Here is a 17,848-nt window from a genome sequence, read left to right on the forward strand (position 1 = left end):
GCGGATCAGGGCGCCCCCTGATCCGATGCCACCAGACTGTCAAGAATGATGACGTGATAACAGGTTTCATCGTCCTGACAGTTTCGCAGCAGGCGCAGAAACGCCTCCTCGTGACTGACACCCTCCACATCAGCATGCCATGCCTTGAGTTGCTGTACGGTTGTTTTCAGGCTCAGGGCTTGCGGATCATAAACAAGCACCCGGAATCCCTCAGGCAGATGCGGTGTTTCGGTGATGAGGCTCACATGTGCCTTGCCCAACTGCAACTCCAGCCAGAAGGTGGCGCCATCACCTTCCCGACTGGTCACGCCCACCTTCCCATCCATCGTTTCTGCAAGACGCTTGCAAATGGAAAGGCTCAGCCCCACACCGCCATCGGAGCCAGCCTGGTAGGGCCGGTAAAACTCCCGAAAAACCAGCTTGAGTTCATCACGGGACAGGCCGGGACCAGTATCCTCAACCGAAAACCTGACCCGCCACGCGTCGCCTTCCTGATCCACGAACTCGGCCTGAACAAAGACGTGGCCTTGCTGGGTGTAACGGACGGCATTTCGGGTAAACACACTGAGAATATGACGTATCTTTGCAGCATCGCCCGCCAGCCAGGGTGGCAGCGCATCATCTATCTGGTAATCCAGAACCAGGTTTTTGCCATCTGCAGCCCCCATATGCGCCCTGACCACTTCCTGAATCAACGGGCGCAGCTCAAACGGCTGAACTTCGACTTCGACCAGGCCCGCATCCAGTCGGGAAAGATCCAGAATGTCATTCACCCGCTCGAGCAGCAGCTGCGCGCTTTCGTGAATGACACGAACGCTGTCGCGCACGTCATCCGGCAGAGGCCGCTCCAGCAGCAGGTTGGTATAGCCCAGCACATTGTTCATCGGCGTCCGGATGTCATGCGTCATGTTGGCAAGATAGAGACTGCGCATGCGATGCGCTTCCCGCGTCTCTTCCTGCTCCTGTCGCAAGCGCGCCTCAACGTCATGGAGACGATGTGCCTGCTCCTGTATGCGTTCACGCATCAGGTTCAGCGCTTTCACAACACGCGAGAGTTCATCATCCTTCGCCGGCTCGTTGCGCTTCAGCACGAGAGGCGACGCCAACGTCTCAAGATCTCGCTCCCTGGCATACTCGGCCATCGCCTCCAGATGCCGGCTGACCAAACGCCGGAATACCATCAGGAAAAAGAATGCTACCAGTAATGCCTTGATGCTCTGGCTGACCAGTATTGTGATCCCCCGGTCCAGAACCCGGTCGTACAATGCTCGCGGATCCAGAAAAACCGTCAGGTCACCCATCCATTTTTCCGGGGGCAAATTGAATACGACCGGCCAGGAGAGTGCCCGGGTCTTCACCCCGTCAATGACCGGCGATTCGCCCGCGGTATAGACGCGGTCATCCGCGGTGATGAGTGAAACGTAATACACCCCATTGGTGGTGCGGATGCCTTCGAGCAGGGAACGGATGTTGCGCTCGTCCACGGCCCAGATACTATTGGCCAGACTGGGCAACGCAGAATGCACGACTTCATTGATACGCAGATCGAACTGACGGGCATCTTCCCGATACTCCAGCCAAAGCTGGACTCCGGTAAACACCAACGCCACCAAGCTCCCGAATACCAGCACCCACAGCCAGACCCGTGTTGCCAGCGGGTTGTCGGAAAACCGCTTCAGGAGTCGTCTGATCAAGAAAATCGCCTCTCGCTCGTCTGCCTTGCAGCCCTCATTCTAACAGAGGCTTTTCCGGAGCGTCCAAAAATCCCTTGGCAAAGGACATTCCATGTTGTTAATCTTCGCCAATCTTCAGCCGCATGAGACCTTTGTCTTGTCTGATCAAATTGCACTTGCTCTGATTCTGGGCTTTGGCGTTCTGGCACAGTACATCGCCTGGCGTCTCAGACTTCCCTCCATCCTGCTGCTGCTGATTTCCGGCTTCATGCTTGGCCCGGCAACCGGCTGGCTGGAGCCGGACCGTCTGTTTGGCGAGTTTCTGTTTCCGGCCGTAGGCATGGCCGTCGGGGTCATCCTGTTCGAAGGCGGCCTCAGCCTGAAGTTGCGCGAAGTCAGGGCTACGTCCGGAGTTGTCCAGGGGCTTGTCAGCGCTGGTATTCTTGTGACCTGGGTGTTGGCCTCTCTGCTGGCCAAGCTGACCCTGGGTCTCGATTGGTCATTGGCCATGCTGCTCGGTGCCATCCTCACCGTGACCGGCCCCACGGTGGTCATCCCGATGCTGATGATGATCCGGCCAAAGGGCCGAGTGAACACCATCATTAAATGGGAAGGCATCCTGAATGATCCCATCGGTGCACTGCTTGCGGTTCTGATCTACGAAGCCATCGTGGCCTCCAACTTTACCTCGGCCACGACCGTACTCATTTCCGGGTTTCCCATCACTATCGTGGTGGGCGTCGTCGGCGGCCTGATTGCCGGCTGGATCGTGGCACACGCGATGAAGCATCACCTCGTGCCGGAATTTCTGGTCAACACCTTCACGCTGGGCATGGTCGTGGGCCTCTATACTCTCTCCAACCTGATCCAGCATGAAAGCGGTCTTTTCAGCGTGACCGTAATGGGCATCTATCTGGGCAACCAGAAAAAGGTCTCCATCCGCAATATGGTCGGCTTCAAGGAAGATTTGCGTGTACTGCTCATTTCTTCCCTGTTCATTATCCTGGCTGCGCGCATGCGACCGGAAGATCTGCAGCAGATCAGCGCAGGCAGCTTCGTGTTCCTGCTGCTGCTCATCCTGCTGGTGCGCCCCGCTGCCGTCTACCTGTCAACTCTGCGCAGCGAGCTCCCCTTCAAGGAAAAGCTGTTCATTTCCGCACTGGCGCCACGTGGAATCGTGGCAGCGGCGGTCACCTCCCTTTTCGCCTCACAGCTGATCCAGCTCGGCGTCCCCGGTGCCGAAAAACTCGTACCCAACATGTTTTTCATCATTGTCGGCACCATTCTCATCTATGGTCTGTCAGCCCGGCCGCTGGCCAAGAAGCTGGATCTGGCCGATGAAGATCCGCAAGGTTGCGTCATCCTGGGGTCAAACCTGTTCTCCCGCTCCCTTGCCAAGGCCCTGATGCGGGAAAAGATCCCGGTACTGATCATTGATGCGCAGTGGACTGCAATCAAGGCCGCCCGCATGGAAGGCATACCAACGCTGCTGGGCAACGTACTGTCCGACAAGGTCACACAGACAATTGATTATACGGGCATGGGCCGCTTCCTGGCCCTGACACCGAACCTCGAGCTGAATTCACTGGCCTGCATCCGCTTTGGCGACGTCTTTGGTCTCAAGGAGGTCTATCAGCTGGGCGAGCCGCAGGACAAGGAAAAGCCCGAACAATGGATCCCGGAAGATCTTTCGGGACACACACTGTTCGGGCCTCAGATGTCTTTTGCCTACATCACCCGGCGGCTGCATCACGGCGCAACGATCAAGCGCACCCCGATCACCAAGGACTTCACATTCGAGCAATTCAAGGCCCAATATGCCGACCAGGAAGCCGCACCCCTGTGTGTGATTTCGGAGTCCGGCAAGCTCACACTCTTTACGACGGACAGGCAGGTCGTCCCCAAACCGGGCCAGGTCCTGATCAGTCTGGTGGGAGGGGTGTGATCACCCCTCCTTCAGGCCCATCTTGCGGAAAATGGTCATGGCAGGGCACCACTTCGTGAATGCGGACTGAATCAGGTTCAGTCCGACAAAGGCTGTCAGCAAATAGCCATATTCATTGACGAAATAGCCAATGGCCAGCCCCACGAGAACCACAATACCTGCCAGCAATCTGAGCGCTTCATTCACTGTCATACACTTGCCCTCCGTTAAATTCCATATCAATTATATTCCCATCTATATATTAGTCAAATATGCTAGTACTGTAATATACTGCTGCCATGAAAGGGGGACACCATGAAACCAATGAATGACGTGCTGTTGGGCGAAGTTGCCCAGAAGTTCAAAGTACTCAGTGATCCCATTCGCCTTCGTATTCTCCATGAACTGCAAAACGGTGAGAAAACGGTCAATGAGTTGGTCTCCGCAACCGGCAGTTCTCAGCCCAACATTTCCAAGCACCTGGCACTGCTGAGAACGGCAGGGCTGGTACACAGGCGCAAGCAGGGCAACCAGGCCTACTTCTCCATCGCCGCACCCTACATCTTTCAACTCTGCGACATTGTATGCGGCGGGATTGCAGAGGAACTTGAACAGAAGAACCAGAGCCTCGCATGAGCCGTTCACGTCGCTGGCAATGCCAACTCCTCGTTCCAGCCATGTTGGGGGCTGCGGCGCAGGCAGCGCCGGTCGCACCGGGCACGTTTGTCACCAATGACAATCCGTGGCAGAGCGGTTATCCGTTGTTGCAGCTGGATGCGACCCGCCCCGAACACACCACCCTTGAACTCCGTGCCTCTGCCGCGAATGTGTTCCAGATTCAGCAGGGACACGATGAAACGCTCGAACTGGACGGCGAAGTCCAACGCGGTATCGTGCGCATTCGCATGCCACTCACCCCAGCCCTGGACATGAGCTTTCAGGCACACTATGTTCGTCACGACACGGGTATCTGGGACAGCATCATTCAGGACTGGCACCAGTTCTTTCAACTGCCCAACGGCGGGCGGGAGCTCAGAGACAAGAACCGGCTGTTTTATCGCCACACGGACGCATCCGGCACCCATGAAGTCAGCAAGGTTACCCCAGCCTGGCGGTATTTCGAAGTTGAAGGTGGCTGGAGTCGGGGTGATCGAGAACACCCAGAACGGTTCCAGTTCGCCGTCTCCTGGTCACCGGCCGACAACGCGGCCCTCGGCGCCGCCGAATGGGCCATTCACGGCGGTTGGACCCGAGGCTGGTCCCTGAGCCCCGAGCTGTCCGCACAGGCCGGAGCCGGAATGAGCGTCTTTGCCGGCGGGGATGACGCCCTTGAGGACAGACGCCACGTGCTGCGGTTTCAGGGCCGGGCGGGCCTGGCATGGCAGCCCTGGACTGTGCTGGTACTGACCGGTCAGCTGGATACCCACACTCCCCTGTATGACAGCCGTATGGACGCACTGGGAAATCTCCCGCTCATCCTGTCACTGGGGGCGCGTGTGCCGCTTGGCCGACTGACTCTGGAAACCGGTTTCAGCGAAGACCTCAACCCCGGGGCCTCACCGGACTGGTCCACGTGGATTGCGGTCAGGACCTCCTGGGACTGAATCGCGCCTTGTTCAGGCCGATCCGTATCAGTACCATAGCCTCCACACCTCAAACACCCTGGAGTTCCCAATGAAACGAATCGTGTTATGTCTGCTTTGCCTGACTGGCACCGTCGCGACTGCCAATGAGCTCGACACAGCACTGAGCAACGACGCGGTCAACCTTGATCTGACATTGTCGGGAGTGGGCAGAAACATCGATCTCAACTTCGGCTACCTGTATCACGAAGGGAGCCGCCATCTGGTCACAGCCGGCATGCATGCAAGGGGACAGACCGCTCTGGGCAACCTGCCCACTACCGTCACGCTGGGCGGCATGATCCATTACGCCAGCGATTCACCGTTTGAAGGCACTGCACTGGCGCTGGGTGGCAGTGCGCATATCAAGATCCCGGATGTTCCCGGACTCGGCGTACGCACCACGCTCTACTATGCGCCGGCCATTACTTCATTTGGCGATGCGGATGGCCTGTTCAGGTTTGAGCTGAGAGGCACCTACCGTGTTATCCGCAATGCGGATGTGTTCCTCGGTTACCGCACCATTGAATTTGATACCGAAGGCAAACAGGACCTCAACGTAGATGAAGGTCTGTTCGCGGGCCTGTCCATCAAGTTCTGACACCTGTTGTTCAGGGCTGCTCTCTCCGGGCAGCCCTTTCTGAATCCGGTCACACTCTTCAACTTCCCGCCTTCCATTCGCCTTTGCGAAACCGTACTCTTGTACGCATAGTGACTGACATGTATCCGGAGCACACATGAAGAGGATGACTCTGCTGGCCACGCTGTTCTCGGCGCTCTTGCTGACTGCCTGTGGTGGCGGCTCGGAAGCCGTGGATGGCGCCAGAAACATCAGTACAGGCAAGACCGGCTCGGGGGACACGATTGAAGGCGGGACGGAAAGCAACAAACCGGACAGCTCGATAAACCCCAATGAGGTTGTGGTACGTGTCGAGGCCACCTCCGGAATGACTGCCCGCGCGCTGTCAGCCGGGTCCGCCACAACGGCACCCTCCATCAGTGTGGTTCGCCTGGACCGGGAAGGCAATGAACATGCGGATGTGGTTCAGGGATCCGATTACAGCGTGCGAATCAACAGTGACAACACCTACACCATTACCTTTCCCGATGGCATTCCGAACCGGCTGGATCTGGTCGTCAAGGCGACCTTCACGGATGGCAGCGGTACAGTTCTCCGTCGGGCGCTACCCAACAGCAATCAGGGTATCCTGATCAATGCCGCGACCGAACATGCCGTTCGTCGTTTTTTCTCAACCCGGACCTTCCCCGATCAGAGCACCTTTGACGCGCTCCTGCCCTGCGGTACGCTGGAAAAGGACTGCCATGAATCCAATGATCCCAGACCCGCGCTCTGGCAGGGATTGAATGACGCAGTGACCGACTTCGAAATCAGCTTTGAGGACTCGGCGGACCTGAACACCATCTTGTCAGCACTGGATGACAATGCCCTGTTCACCCGCTACGAAGATCAGTATTTCAATGCCATCAAGGCCGACATCATCAAGGGCAACACCCTCAGCGAAATTTCACAGGCTCTGGAAGTCCCCACCGTACTCCAGAACCGCGGCGGCACCTACAATGCCGTCAGCTTCGCCCTCGAAGCCACGGCCTTTACCGATGACACCCCGTCGACCGGTGTGGGAGATCGCTATGGTGACCCCGCCCAGCTGGAATCGGACATCACGACCTGGCAGTATCCCCGGGTCATCCTGTCCAATCTGGGTATTGCCAGCATTCCCACAGTACTGACAGAGGATGTCCCCATCCTCAGGGATGTGCTGAAGGAGTCAGTCGGCGGCAGTGCCGAGCTTATTGTTGAAAACAGTGACTCAGAACACAACTCCCAGTTTGCCGGCAATACCTTCATGTTTCTGAATACCGGGGGTTTCTGGGAATTTGGTCGCCGCCAGACACAAACCATTACCCGCAAGAACGACCCTATTCCACAAGGCTGGCTGCAAAATCCCTTCTTCAGCCACTTGTATTCGGCCCAGGCCCAGAAAGCCATGGTGGGTGTCATGCTGGCCAATACCCAAAACTACAATCTTCAGTACAACGCGGACAAGAAAACCTATTCGCGCCTGAACAAGGCCCGCGACATCTATACGTTCGGATGGGATGTCTACCTGCGCCAATCGGATGAGGATACGGAAACCACCGACGACGATTTTACGCTGGCGCGCCTGGACAGCGGCAACGGCCAGGCAAAATACGGCGCGCTCTATTTTGAGCAGACACTCTCGGCAAGCAGCAACCCGAGAGCGGGCTATGCATCAGGCGTGGAAATCTGGACATCAGGCCCCATCTCAGGCAGCAGTGTGACACTGTCGCGCAGCCAGCCCAATGCCTTTTACACAACAATCAGCCTTTCCCGGGACAGCAGTCATGTCGTCAGTGGCCCGGCATCCACCGTAACGACTTCGCCGGGCAACCTGACTGCCTCGCTGGCAGAGACCCTGATCTATGATAAAGACACACAAACCAATATCGACAGGCCCGTTGGCCGGCTCATGCTCTCTGACGCTGTCGGCGCAGCCTCACCCGATGGCAGTCTGCTGGCAGCAACGGACGCCAGTGACAGCAGCACGCGGCGTTTCTGGGTCGCCGTCAAACTGCCCGCAAGCCATACGGTCAAGGATTTTGCCGGACAGACATGGGAGTTGCATGGCAACTTCGTACTTCTTGATTCAGGCCAGCACTGTTTCGGTCAGACTGACGGTGCCACACTGACGTTTGACAGTAGTGGCCTGGCAACGCTGAACTGGGGCGAGATCAGAGTGTGCGAGACGGCCAACTCCGGGCAATTGACCGCCCCGGTCAGGGAAACCTTCACACAAACTCCCTCCGCCCTGCCTGCCACCGAAGGTGCCGCTGATACCAATGTCCCTCAAGCCTTCAGTCTGAGTTTGTCTGACCCGGCCGGCGGCAGTGATACCTTCGGGTTGAAGGGCTTTGTGGCGGACCAGGGTGTGGAAGGCTCTGACAAGGCAGACCTGATGGTACTCAGGCTGGAATACGGCAACCGCCTGGGACTGATCTTTGCCACCCGCAGGCAGTCCCTGACTCCGGACAGCCCCTGAAGCAGGCAAGGCTGCGGGTTCGTCAACAACAGAAAACTTATTTCCGCAATCCCTTGCGCTGCTGCCCCCGCAGCGCAAGGATGTGGAACACGCCAAAGGCCAGAATCTGCATTTTTTCGTACTTTGGCTCTATCCAGCTCTGGGCCCACATCCGCGAAGCCAGGACGGCTTCCACCCAGTGGATGGCCAGGATGGTGACCGCCAGAATGTGATAGATGCCACTCACTTCCTTCGGAAACACCTGAAACAGGTTCAGCCCTTCCCCCAGCCAGAAAAGCCCTACAAGCCCCTTGCCCATCATGATGAACAGCTTCATTCCACCCCCTTCTCGGTTAATACGGGTTGATCCCTCTTCATTCAACCTGCAACAATCCAGCAACAGACATTCTTGAAGGGGCAGTATATGCGGGTTTGGTGGGCAAGTGTATTGGGGGGCGCGCTTCTGACAAGCTTTCTGGCAGGGGGATGGACACTGAATCAGATCACCGCACAGCTGTCCCCATCCCAGCATGCCAACACCAAGGCTCCCAAACCGGACATCATAACCGCTCCGCGCAATTCCAAGGCACAGTCAGACCGTTTCAACCATCGCTATATGGCTGAGGGAGCACTGCCCAACTTCAATGCATTCAAGGATGTGCGAGAACGCAAACGTGCATTTTTCAACTTTCTTTTACCGGTAGTTGAAACTGCAAACCGACACATCATGGAAGAAAGGCGCCTCATAGTGAACCTCCGGGCCCGACAAAATCAACTTTCTGAAGCAGAACAAGGGATGCTTCACCGATTGGCACGCAAATACCGCGTGCCTTTTGAGCCTGACAACCAGGACTTCTGGAATAAACTCCTGGAACGGGTCGATGTCCTTCCGCCCTCTTTGGTTCTGGCGCAGGCAGCCATCGAAAGCGCTTGGGGAACATCACGCTTTGCTGTCAAGGGCAATAACCTCTTTGGTGTCTGGTGCTTCACGCCAGGCTGCGGCCTTCCCCCGCTCAACCGGGATGAAGGCAAATCCCACGAAGTCAGGCGTTACCCGAATGTACTGGCCTCCGTTGAAGACTACATGCTGAACCTGAATCGCCACAGTCACTACGAGGCGCTGCGAAAACTGCGCGCCAGACTACGATCAGAGGGAGTGCCCCTGACGGGCACTGCACTGGCCACCGCGCTGGCGCGCTATTCCGAACAAGGGGATGCGTACATTACCCTGGTCACCGACATGATCCGGCAGAACCGACTGGAAAAGTACGACATGCTTGCGGGTGAAATCCCGGCCAAAGGGTAGAGAACCTGGCTAAGGCTCCCGTATAATACCTGAGAGACTATCCTGTCCGGGTTGATAGAACGGAAAACGCATGACGACACGTATCGTACAGAATTTCAAGGGCATCACGGCACTCTTGCTGATCACGCTCAACACCACTCTGCTCTTTCCCATCGTGGTCAGCGTGGGGCTTATCAAACTGATCCCCATCCGCAGCCTGGATGCCGCGCTGACGCGCATGCTGATTGGCGTTTCCAACTACTGGATGTGGTTCAACAGCATGCTGATCGAACTGTTCCATAACATTCAGTGGGATATCCGCGGCACCGAAGGATTGAAAAGGGATGAGTGGTACCTGGTGACCTGTAATCATCAGTCCTGGGCAGATATCCCGGTAGTACAACATGCTTTACTGGGCAAAACTCCCATGCCCAAATTTTTCCTCAAGCAACAGCTGATCTGGGTGCCAATCATCGGACTGATGTGGTGGGCACTGGATTTCCCATTCATGAAGCGTTATACGCGAGAGCAGGTAGAGCGCAACCCTGCCCTCAAGGGCAAGGATCTCGAAACGACCCGAAAGGCCTGCGAAAAATTCCGCTACACGCCGGTTGCCATTTTCAACTTCATGGAAGGTACGCGTTTTACCCCCGAAAAGCATGCGCGTCAGAAATCACCCTACAAACATCTCCTTAAACCCAAGGCCGGGGGTGCCGCGTTTGTTCTGGGCGCACTGGGTGACTATATCCACATCATGCTGGACATCACCATCTGTTATCCCGAGCGCGTCATCAGCTTCTGGGACTTTGTCTGCGGCCGTATCCCCAGAATTATTGTAGACATCCGGCAAATCGAGATTCCGGCGCACTTCCGCAACCGGGATTACACCACAGATGAAGTGTTCAAAAAGCAGTTTCAGGAGTGGGTGGCCCAGCTCTGGGCCGAGAAAGATGCCCGGATGGATGCCTTGCTCAAGGAAGCAGGGGCTCTGCCGCCGGAGCGCAAATCTGCATGACGGGCTTTACATGCTAAAGCAACCCCAGCTCGCGGGCACGGGCAATGGCCTGTGTCCTGTTCCTGACCTGCAGTTTGGCATTGATCCGCCTGGCGTGCGTCTTGACCGTATGCAGTGAGATGAACAATTTCTCACCGATATCCTTGTTCGCATAACCCTCCGCAATCAACTGCAGCACCGCCATCTCCCGGCTACTCAGAGGCTCCTCCAGCGGAGGCACTTCAGGATGCACCGCTGGCACCTGTTCCATCAGCACATTGAGAACGCGCTCAGCAAACTGCCCGCTCCCCGGTGCCTTGACATAGTCGCGGATTGTCGGTGCCAGGACTTTGCCAAACTCCACAAACGCATTGACGTAACCCTCGGTCTCCGCCACCCGCAGCGCTTCCCGGAACATGCTTTTAGCCTCGATGGCACGCCCACGGACCTGTGCAGACAAGGCGCGCAACAAATACAGAAATACATTACCGACCGAGAACGGAGACTGGCCCGACAATCGCAGTGCCAAACGGTGAATGGCCTCATCCGCCGCTTCCAGCCGTTCCTGCATGATCAGATATTTGATTTGCGCCACTCTGAAATACCCCGGCAGCATCGGAAACAACTCCGGATAACGGGTTTCATGCAGCGTACGCTCTATCTGTTCTATACCACGGGCAACGAGATCCTGCCGGCCGCGATCAATCTGTATGTCTACCCGAAGCACATCCAGCAGATTTCGGTAGAGGTGTTCATCCACATGCCAGAATTGCATCAGCCGCTCTGCATGACTCAACAGCAATTCCGCTTCTTGATAACACCCCTGAGCCTTTTGGAGCCGGGACAAGACCACACAGACAATCAGTACACTCAGATCACGCTGACGTTCTGCACGGTAAAGAATGTCCGCCCCATGCCGAATCAACCAATCCCGATCAAAATGGCACCAGCGCTCAACCATACAGAGCGCGTCCAGGCGACAGGGAATCAGACCTTGCAGAGGGCCTGTCCTGGACTCTCTCCGGGACAAGGCTTCCCGGGCCAGCTTGAGCGCCAACTGAGCCTGATGGAGATAGCCCTCTGACAGCTCGATTCTGGCCAGATCATAAAGAGCCAGTACTTCAAGTGCGTACAAACGCTTCGCCCGGGCCACCTTGAGGGCAGAACGATTGGCTTCCCGGGCCTGAATATATCGCCCCTGTGCCGCATCAGTACTTGCCTTGACCAGCCAGGCCAGCACCTCAAGATCCGAACGTTCGCCGACAACATTCAGACATTGGGTGACCACCTCGGCGGCTGCATCAAGGTTGCCTTCACTTCGGGACAAGAAGGCCCTGACCAGCAACCAGATGGCTTGATGCCCGGACGTCCCGGGCTCACAACGCTCAAGTATCGCCTGGCTCTCAGCCAGCCGCCCCGCAAGTGCAAGTGACCAGGCCTGCCTGAGCAGCACCAGAGGGCCACCCCCCGCTTTCAAATCGACATTCAGAAGGTGCCAACCCCCTCCCCGATCCAGAAGAACCGAAGCCGGAACCCGGTTGGCCTCTTCTTCTGAGAGATGCAAACGAAAGCGCTGAGCCAGGTCATACCATTCATGCCAGTTGCCCTCTGCCTGATAACCGGACGCCAGTCTCTGTATTTCAGAACGAATCCTGGTATTGCCGGCGCAGGCATGCTCCGAAACAAGATCCCCAAACAAGGGCGCAACCCGCCACCACCCGGAATGGGCCGGATGTCTGAATACAGGCCAGACCCCTGACGAGAGTGCTTCGTGTAGCTGATCAGCCTTTTCTGCAAGAATCCTGACGGCGCGATTGTCGAATTCACCCAGCCTTGCGAGAACCGGCCAGTATGAGTGGGAGCAGGCACTGCGGGCTTCCGGATAGTCGGACAGATATTCAATCAGAGCAGCCCTGGCATCACCGTAGTCCAGCCAGCGCCCGTGCTTCTTGCACAAGGCCAGCCAGACATTGATCGCCAGGGGCCAGCCCTGTGTGTAGTGCCTCAACATGAAAAGCGACTGCAGGGAAGGCACCTCTCCAAGAGCTGCCTTGTACAAACGGCGAATGTCCTCGATACCCAAAGCAATCGAGGCCCAGTCCGCTACACGTGGAAATGCCGTAGGCTCAACCTGACACCCTATGACTGCAATATAGCCTTCGCCGCCATCAACCAGAGATTGCTGACGATATTGCCGCCACTCGGGTTCTGTCAGAAGCTTCAGAGATTCCGCGCCAGAAACGGCAACGCCGGAACCAGAGGCGTGAAAGCCCCACCCGTGATACGCGGCCCAGCTTTTCAGCATGGGGACAATGCCACTCAGATCCGACATGCGGAAGGCCACGACTCGTCGTCCGGGTTCCAGACCACCATACAGCCGATCCAGCGCATCAAATGGAAGGGGGGCAATCTCCGGCTGCCGGAATGATGCGCCCAGAGCTGAAGTCAGGTGGGGCAGACGATCAGGTGAATCGGGGGGCGTATGCACGACAGTCCTCTGCGCAAATGAATCCACTGCGCAGAAGAGTATCGGAATACGGACTTGAAATCAAAAACGGGAGGGTTGCCCCTCCCGTACGTATGGATCGAGCCATGAACACCCTATCAACGGCGGCCCGCTCGACGCAGTGCTGCCGGTGTATAGTCTTGGTAAGCGCGCTTGATACCGAATTTATAGCCATCCTGCGCCTCGTTCGAAAGGCCCAGAACCAGATAGCGCCCGGACAGCAGATCATAGACGACCTGCACGGCATACCAGGGCACCTTCTGATCGTAAAAGGATACTTCATGCGCTTCAGACACACGCCACAATTCACCACGGCCATCATACATATCAATCACTGCCGCCTGCCAGGTATCCTCGTCAATATGGAAGACCCGCTTGGCATAAACGTGGCGCATGCCGCTCTTGAGCGTGGCTTCAACCACCCACACGCGATGCAGTTCATAACGCGTCAGATCCGACGCAATGTGCCCGGGCTTGATGATGTCCGCATACTTGAGCGACTTGTCCATCAGCTTGTAGGAATTGTACGGGATGTACATTTCCTTCTTGCCCACCAGCTTCCAGTCGTAGCGATCCGGCGCACCATTGTACATGTCAAAGTCGTCAGAGGTTCTGAGACCATCTGACGCCGTACCAGGCCCGTCGTACGCAACCTGAGGCGCACGCCTTACACGGCGCTGACCCTGGTTATAGATCCAGGCCCGGCGAGGCTCCTTGACCTGGTTGATCGTCTCATGCACAAGCAGAACGTTGCCCGCCAGACGAGCCGGCGCCACAATTTCCTGCCGGAAGTAAAACATGACGTTCGGGTCCTTGGCCGGATCATAGTCGGTCAGCTCGTCCCGCCAGGTGATCTCTTCGTGGAACTTGACCGGAGTAAAATTACCATTTGCCAGAGGGGTTGCCTGGGCAATGGTCCGCTCCACCGACCCGCCCCGATAACGGGTGATGTGATTCCAGATCACCTGAAGCGCCTGGTCACGGTTGCTGCCGGAAGGAATCGGGAACGGTACCGCAGTTTCAAACGGGGTCAGACCGTTGCCATCTGCCACCATATCCACTGTGGTGGCGTTCTTTTTGGCAGCATCGTAAACCTTCTGCGGGTAAGCTGCCGAGCGGTGAGTGGGATAAACGGGGATGGAGAAGTCGCCATACTTCTTGATCATGGCGACCTGGCCCGCACTCAGCTTATCCTTGTACTGCTCCACATTGCTCTGGTTGATCACGAAAAGCGGCTTTTCATCAGCATAGGGGTTCACCCAGTTGCCGGGCGCGAAACCTGCCGGCGTACCGGTATACCCCCCCTCCCAGGCCGGGATGGTGCCATCTGCATTGCCGGCGCGCTCTGCACCCACCGGAGTGAGCGTATCGCCCAGCTTGGCGGCTTCCGATGCACTCACCTTGCCCCAGGCCGTTGCAGAGGACAGCGTTGCAAGCCCTACCACACCAGCCACCATCATTGCTCTTATTTTCATTGAGGTTACCTCATTTAAATCATTGAACCTGACACAGATCAGAACGAATAGCTGACGCTGACAGACACGTTGTCCCTGTCGTTACCCAGGTTGTACGGTTTTCCACCGAAGATGTTGGTGTAACTGATGGACCCGGTGTACTGATTCAGATACACCGCCTTCAGTGTCAGACCCACAGCCTTGCGCCCTTTCTTGAACTGTGCACCAGGCTCGGCACTGTAACCATTGACATCGTGGCTCCACGCCAGAATCGGCGTCAGGTTGACACCGGCAAAGGCATCGTTGTAATCCAGCGCAAAGCGCATGCGATAACCCCAAGAACTGCGCGTCACAAACCCGTCATTCGTACAGTAGGAGGGGTTGTTGTTTGTCGGGAGTGCACTCTGATCCGTACAACTCAGGCCGTAGGGGGCATAGTAGAAATCACCAATGCCAAAGGTCGAGTCACGACCATAGCGCATCACATCCTTGCTCGGCAGATTATGGATCAGCTGCCCCCCCACTTCCGTCACGAACGTCAGACGGCTGGCCCCCAGAATCTGGTCAAAGAACTTGATGAACGTAACCTGGGCCTGGGTGACCTTGAAACGGTCATAGCCTGAAGCCGGTTGGCCAAGCTGTGCACGGGACGAGAGCTTGGAGTATGGAATGGGTTCATAAACACCATCCAAATCCGGATCTATGGCCAATCCCGCATAGATGAGTTCAAAAGCGTTAGCCTGAACAGGCAGATTAGGACGGTAGCTGACCTCACCGGACACGGACCAGCCGCTCTCGGTACTGGTGTTGAAGCTGATGCCCCAGAGATGGATATCCTCCGGGAACTCGACGAAATAGCTGGGCAGCGACTTGCCGTTTGCAGGATCAGCTACCACACCGCTCACGTAGGGGATGCGGCTATGGTAGTTGATGTAGTAGAACCCGAATTCAGTGTCATTGAGCGCAGCCGCATACCAGCGGGCGGCCAGACCAAACTGGCCGGAGTCGGAAGGCTCCACGTCTTCAAGACGATCCGCGAAAACGCCATTGGCCAGCGCGAGTCCGTCAGGTGTTTGTCCCGCCAGCAGAACCGGACCACACCCATCTGCACCAAAGTCATTGGTGGACCAGAATGTACCACAGGGGTCGATCCGCGTCTTGTCCCACTGCAACTGGTAGAACGCTTCCAGCGTGACGTCTTCCGTCAGGCCCAGAGATCCGTACACCAGATTCACCGGCAGCAGCACTTCCTTCACCTCGGCACCCGGCGTATGGAAAGCCGTGGCGTCAATGGGGCTGATAATGTTGATCCCGCCTTGAATGAAGGTGCTCTCGCCCCAGGAAATCACCTGCTTGCCTGCACGCAGGTTCAGCGGCGTGCCACCTTCCCCAAGATAGAAATCACCCCAAACATAAGCATCCAGAATTTCCGCACGGGCACCAGCCTGATCCAGAGCATCGTCGCTCAGCTCGCGCGTCTGACCGACATTATCGTATGCCCGGCCTTCATCCATCAGCTCCTTGTCATAAAACGCCTTGCCACGAATGAAGCCGCCAAAGTCACCCTTGCGCAGCATCAGATCGGTTGTCAGCTTGATGACCTTGGAATAGGTCTCACCTTTCTTGAAGTTCCAGTTGCCATCGTCGGTGTTGTTGGTCGATGAACCACGGGTGCTGTACTGGGGAACGCCCAGGTTACCTTGTGCCAGCTGATTCTCGTCCCGGTCAGAGACACGCCAGCTGGCTCCGGCGGAGATGGTGGTATCCCAGCTCAGATCTGCATCCAGTGATTCCAGATAAAACTGACGCGCTGAGGAAACTGGTGAGACCACCAGTGCAGCGATAGCGGCTGCCAGCGGCAGCTGAGCCCATTGCCGACCTTGTGTTTTTCTTGTCATCGAACGCTACTCCGTGATTATTATTGCTGATGTTCGCACTATATCCGAGCCGAAACTACGACTTCATCCATCTAAAGTATGATTTTCTACTATAGCGGCTCGCAACCGATCTCTCCATTATTTTCAACAGTGTAGACCACCACGCCGTTTTGCCAAGTCATCAGGGGTGAATTGTGACTCAGGTGAGGCGTATAATGCGGGCGGTATTTTCATCACAACAGGAGAGACTCATGGGCGAGAGAGAGGTTGTCATTGTCGATGGCGTGCGTACGCCGATGGGCGGTTTTCAGGGCGTACTGAGCGGCCTGACCGCAGTTGATCTGGGCGCCATCAGTATCCGGGAAGCTGTCAGCCGGGCGGGATTGCGTCCCGAAGACATCCAGGAGGTGATCATGGGCTGTGTGCTGCCGGCCGGCCTGAAACAGGGACCTGCACGTCAGGCCATGCGTCAGGCAGGCCTGCCCGATTCCACCGGCGCCACCACCATCAACAAGCTGTGCGGTTCCGGCATGAAGGCCACCATGCTCGCCCATGACCTGATCCGGGCAGGCACCAACGACATCATGGTCGCGGGTGGCATGGAGAGCATGTCCAATGCACCCTACATTCTGGACAAGGCACGCAGCGGCTATCGCATGGGGCATGGCGCCGTCAAGGATCACATGTTCCTGGACGGGCTGGAAGACGCGGAAACCGGACGCCTGATGGGCTCATTCGCGCAGGAAGTAGCTGACCGCTTCGGTCTGACCCGCGAGCAGATGGATGCCTATGCCGTGGAATCCCTGACCCGCGCCAAGCGAGCCATCGAAGACGGCAGTCTCGAGAAGGAAATCGTTCCGGTGACGGTGAGCAGCCGCAAGGGCGATGTCGTGGTCAAGGATGACGAACAACCGCACAAGGCCAATATCGAAAAGATTCCCCAGTTGCGCCCCGCATTTGCAAAGGACGGCACCATTACGGCGGCCAACTCCAGTTCCATTTCCGATGGCGCCTCAGCACTGGTGCTTACTTCTGCCTCCGAGGCGGAGAAACGCGGCCTCAAGGTGCGAGCCCGCATTGTCGCCCACAGCACTCACTCGCAGGCCCCCTCGGAGTTCACGCTGGCACCCATCGGCGCCATTCAGAAAGTGCTGGAGAAAACCGGTTGGAACAAGGATGAAGTGGATCTGTACGAGATCAACGAAGCGTTCGCCATGGTGACCATGCTGGCCATGCAGGAGGTCGGACTGAGCCATGAGAAAGTCAACATCTGGGGCGGTGCCTGCGCGCAGGGTCATCCTGTCGGCTCAACCGGCTCGCGACTCATCGTCACCCTGCTCAATGCCCTGGAGCAAACCGGAGGCCGTCGCGGCATCGCCTCCCTCTGCATCGGTGGCGGAGAAGCGACTGCCATTGCCATCGAGCGAGTATAAAGCGTCAAGCCGCAGAATGCC

14 protein-coding genes are annotated in these 17,848 nt (G+C 56.9%); 8 read left to right on the plus strand and 6 right to left on the minus strand.

All coding sequences use genetic code 11. From position 1 onward, the window contains the following. Positions 1 to 5 precede the first annotated feature (5 nt). Complete coding sequence (locus AAIA72_RS06180) at positions 6 to 1,694, minus strand: ATP-binding protein (protein ID WP_369602536.1); 1,689 nt, start codon at positions 1,692 to 1,694, stop codon at positions 6 to 8. A gap of 136 nt (positions 1,695 to 1,830) precedes the next feature. On the opposite strand from AAIA72_RS06180, the gene AAIA72_RS06185 reads away from it, so the two are divergent. Beyond that, positions 1,831 to 3,618, plus strand: a complete 1,788-nt coding sequence (locus AAIA72_RS06185) for a cation:proton antiporter (protein ID WP_369602537.1) — start codon at positions 1,831 to 1,833, stop codon at positions 3,616 to 3,618. Here the strand turns inward: AAIA72_RS06185 and AAIA72_RS06190 are convergent, their stop codons facing one another. Further along, entirely contained in the window at positions 3,619 to 3,810 is a 192-nt protein-coding gene (locus tag AAIA72_RS06190) for a DUF2892 domain-containing protein (protein ID WP_369602538.1), read from the minus strand. Between the two features lie 102 nt (positions 3,811 to 3,912). Between AAIA72_RS06190 and AAIA72_RS06195 the strand changes: the two genes are divergently transcribed. The 4 genes from AAIA72_RS06195 (at position 3,913) to AAIA72_RS06210 (ending at position 8,299) form a co-directional block, all read left to right on the plus strand. Beyond that, entirely contained in the window at positions 3,913 to 4,233 is a 321-nt protein-coding gene (locus AAIA72_RS06195; RefSeq protein WP_369602539.1) for an ArsR/SmtB family transcription factor, read from the plus strand. Further along, complete coding sequence (locus AAIA72_RS06200; RefSeq protein ID WP_369602540.1) at positions 4,230 to 5,201, plus strand: DUF3187 family protein; 972 nt, start codon at positions 4,230 to 4,232, stop codon at positions 5,199 to 5,201. Before AAIA72_RS06195 ends, AAIA72_RS06200 begins: the two co-directional genes overlap by 4 nt. Positions 5,202 to 5,271: 70 nt before the next feature. Then, positions 5,272 to 5,820: a YfaZ family outer membrane protein gene (locus AAIA72_RS06205; RefSeq protein WP_369602541.1), complete on the plus strand. Its 549-nt coding sequence runs from the start codon at positions 5,272 to 5,274 to the stop codon at positions 5,818 to 5,820. Positions 5,821 to 5,956: 136 nt separating this feature from the next. Then, the gene (locus AAIA72_RS06210) at positions 5,957 to 8,299 is read left to right on the plus strand and encodes a hypothetical protein (protein ID WP_369602542.1); all 2,343 of its coding nucleotides are present in this window, start codon (positions 5,957 to 5,959) and stop codon (positions 8,297 to 8,299) included. A 37-nt stretch (positions 8,300 to 8,336) separates the two neighbouring features. Here the strand turns inward: AAIA72_RS06210 and AAIA72_RS06215 are convergent, their stop codons facing one another. Then, the gene (locus tag AAIA72_RS06215; protein WP_369602543.1) at positions 8,337 to 8,615 is read right to left on the minus strand and encodes a DUF1145 domain-containing protein; all 279 of its coding nucleotides are present in this window, start codon (positions 8,613 to 8,615) and stop codon (positions 8,337 to 8,339) included. A 72-nt stretch (positions 8,616 to 8,687) separates the two neighbouring features. Between AAIA72_RS06215 and AAIA72_RS06220 the strand changes: the two genes are divergently transcribed. Both AAIA72_RS06220 and AAIA72_RS06225 read left to right on the plus strand, forming a co-directional pair. Further along, complete coding sequence (locus tag AAIA72_RS06220) at positions 8,688 to 9,584, plus strand: glucosaminidase domain-containing protein (RefSeq protein WP_369602544.1); 897 nt, start codon at positions 8,688 to 8,690, stop codon at positions 9,582 to 9,584. A 70-nt stretch (positions 9,585 to 9,654) separates the two neighbouring features. Then, complete coding sequence (locus tag AAIA72_RS06225) at positions 9,655 to 10,578, plus strand: acyltransferase (protein ID WP_369602545.1); 924 nt, start codon at positions 9,655 to 9,657, stop codon at positions 10,576 to 10,578. Positions 10,579 to 10,591: 13 nt separating this feature from the next. Here the strand turns inward: AAIA72_RS06225 and AAIA72_RS06230 are convergent, their stop codons facing one another. The 3 genes from AAIA72_RS06230 to AAIA72_RS06240 all read right to left on the minus strand — a co-directional run bounded on the left by AAIA72_RS06230 (position 10,592) and on the right by AAIA72_RS06240 (position 16,415). Further along, positions 10,592 to 13,045 (minus strand): LuxR C-terminal-related transcriptional regulator, encoded by a 2,454-nt coding sequence (locus tag AAIA72_RS06230; protein ID WP_369602546.1) that lies wholly within the window; start codon positions 13,043 to 13,045, stop codon positions 10,592 to 10,594. Positions 13,046 to 13,161: 116 nt separating this feature from the next. Then, on the minus strand, positions 13,162 to 14,538 hold the full coding sequence (locus AAIA72_RS06235) for a DUF1329 domain-containing protein (protein ID WP_369602547.1): 1,377 nt from the start codon (positions 14,536 to 14,538) through the stop codon (positions 13,162 to 13,164). A gap of 38 nt (positions 14,539 to 14,576) precedes the next feature. Next, positions 14,577 to 16,415: a DUF1302 domain-containing protein gene (locus tag AAIA72_RS06240; protein ID WP_369602548.1), complete on the minus strand. Its 1,839-nt coding sequence runs from the start codon at positions 16,413 to 16,415 to the stop codon at positions 14,577 to 14,579. A 230-nt stretch (positions 16,416 to 16,645) separates the two neighbouring features. Here AAIA72_RS06240 and AAIA72_RS06245 point away from each other — a divergent pair, with 230 nt between their 5' ends. Beyond that, entirely contained in the window at positions 16,646 to 17,827 is a 1,182-nt protein-coding gene (locus AAIA72_RS06245; protein WP_369602549.1) for an acetyl-CoA C-acyltransferase, read from the plus strand. The last annotated feature ends 21 nt before the right edge of the window (positions 17,828 to 17,848 follow it).

This window comes from Thermohahella caldifontis (assembly GCF_041153465.1).
Taxonomy (GTDB): Bacteria; Pseudomonadota; Gammaproteobacteria; order Pseudomonadales; family Oleiphilaceae; genus Thermohahella; species Thermohahella caldifontis.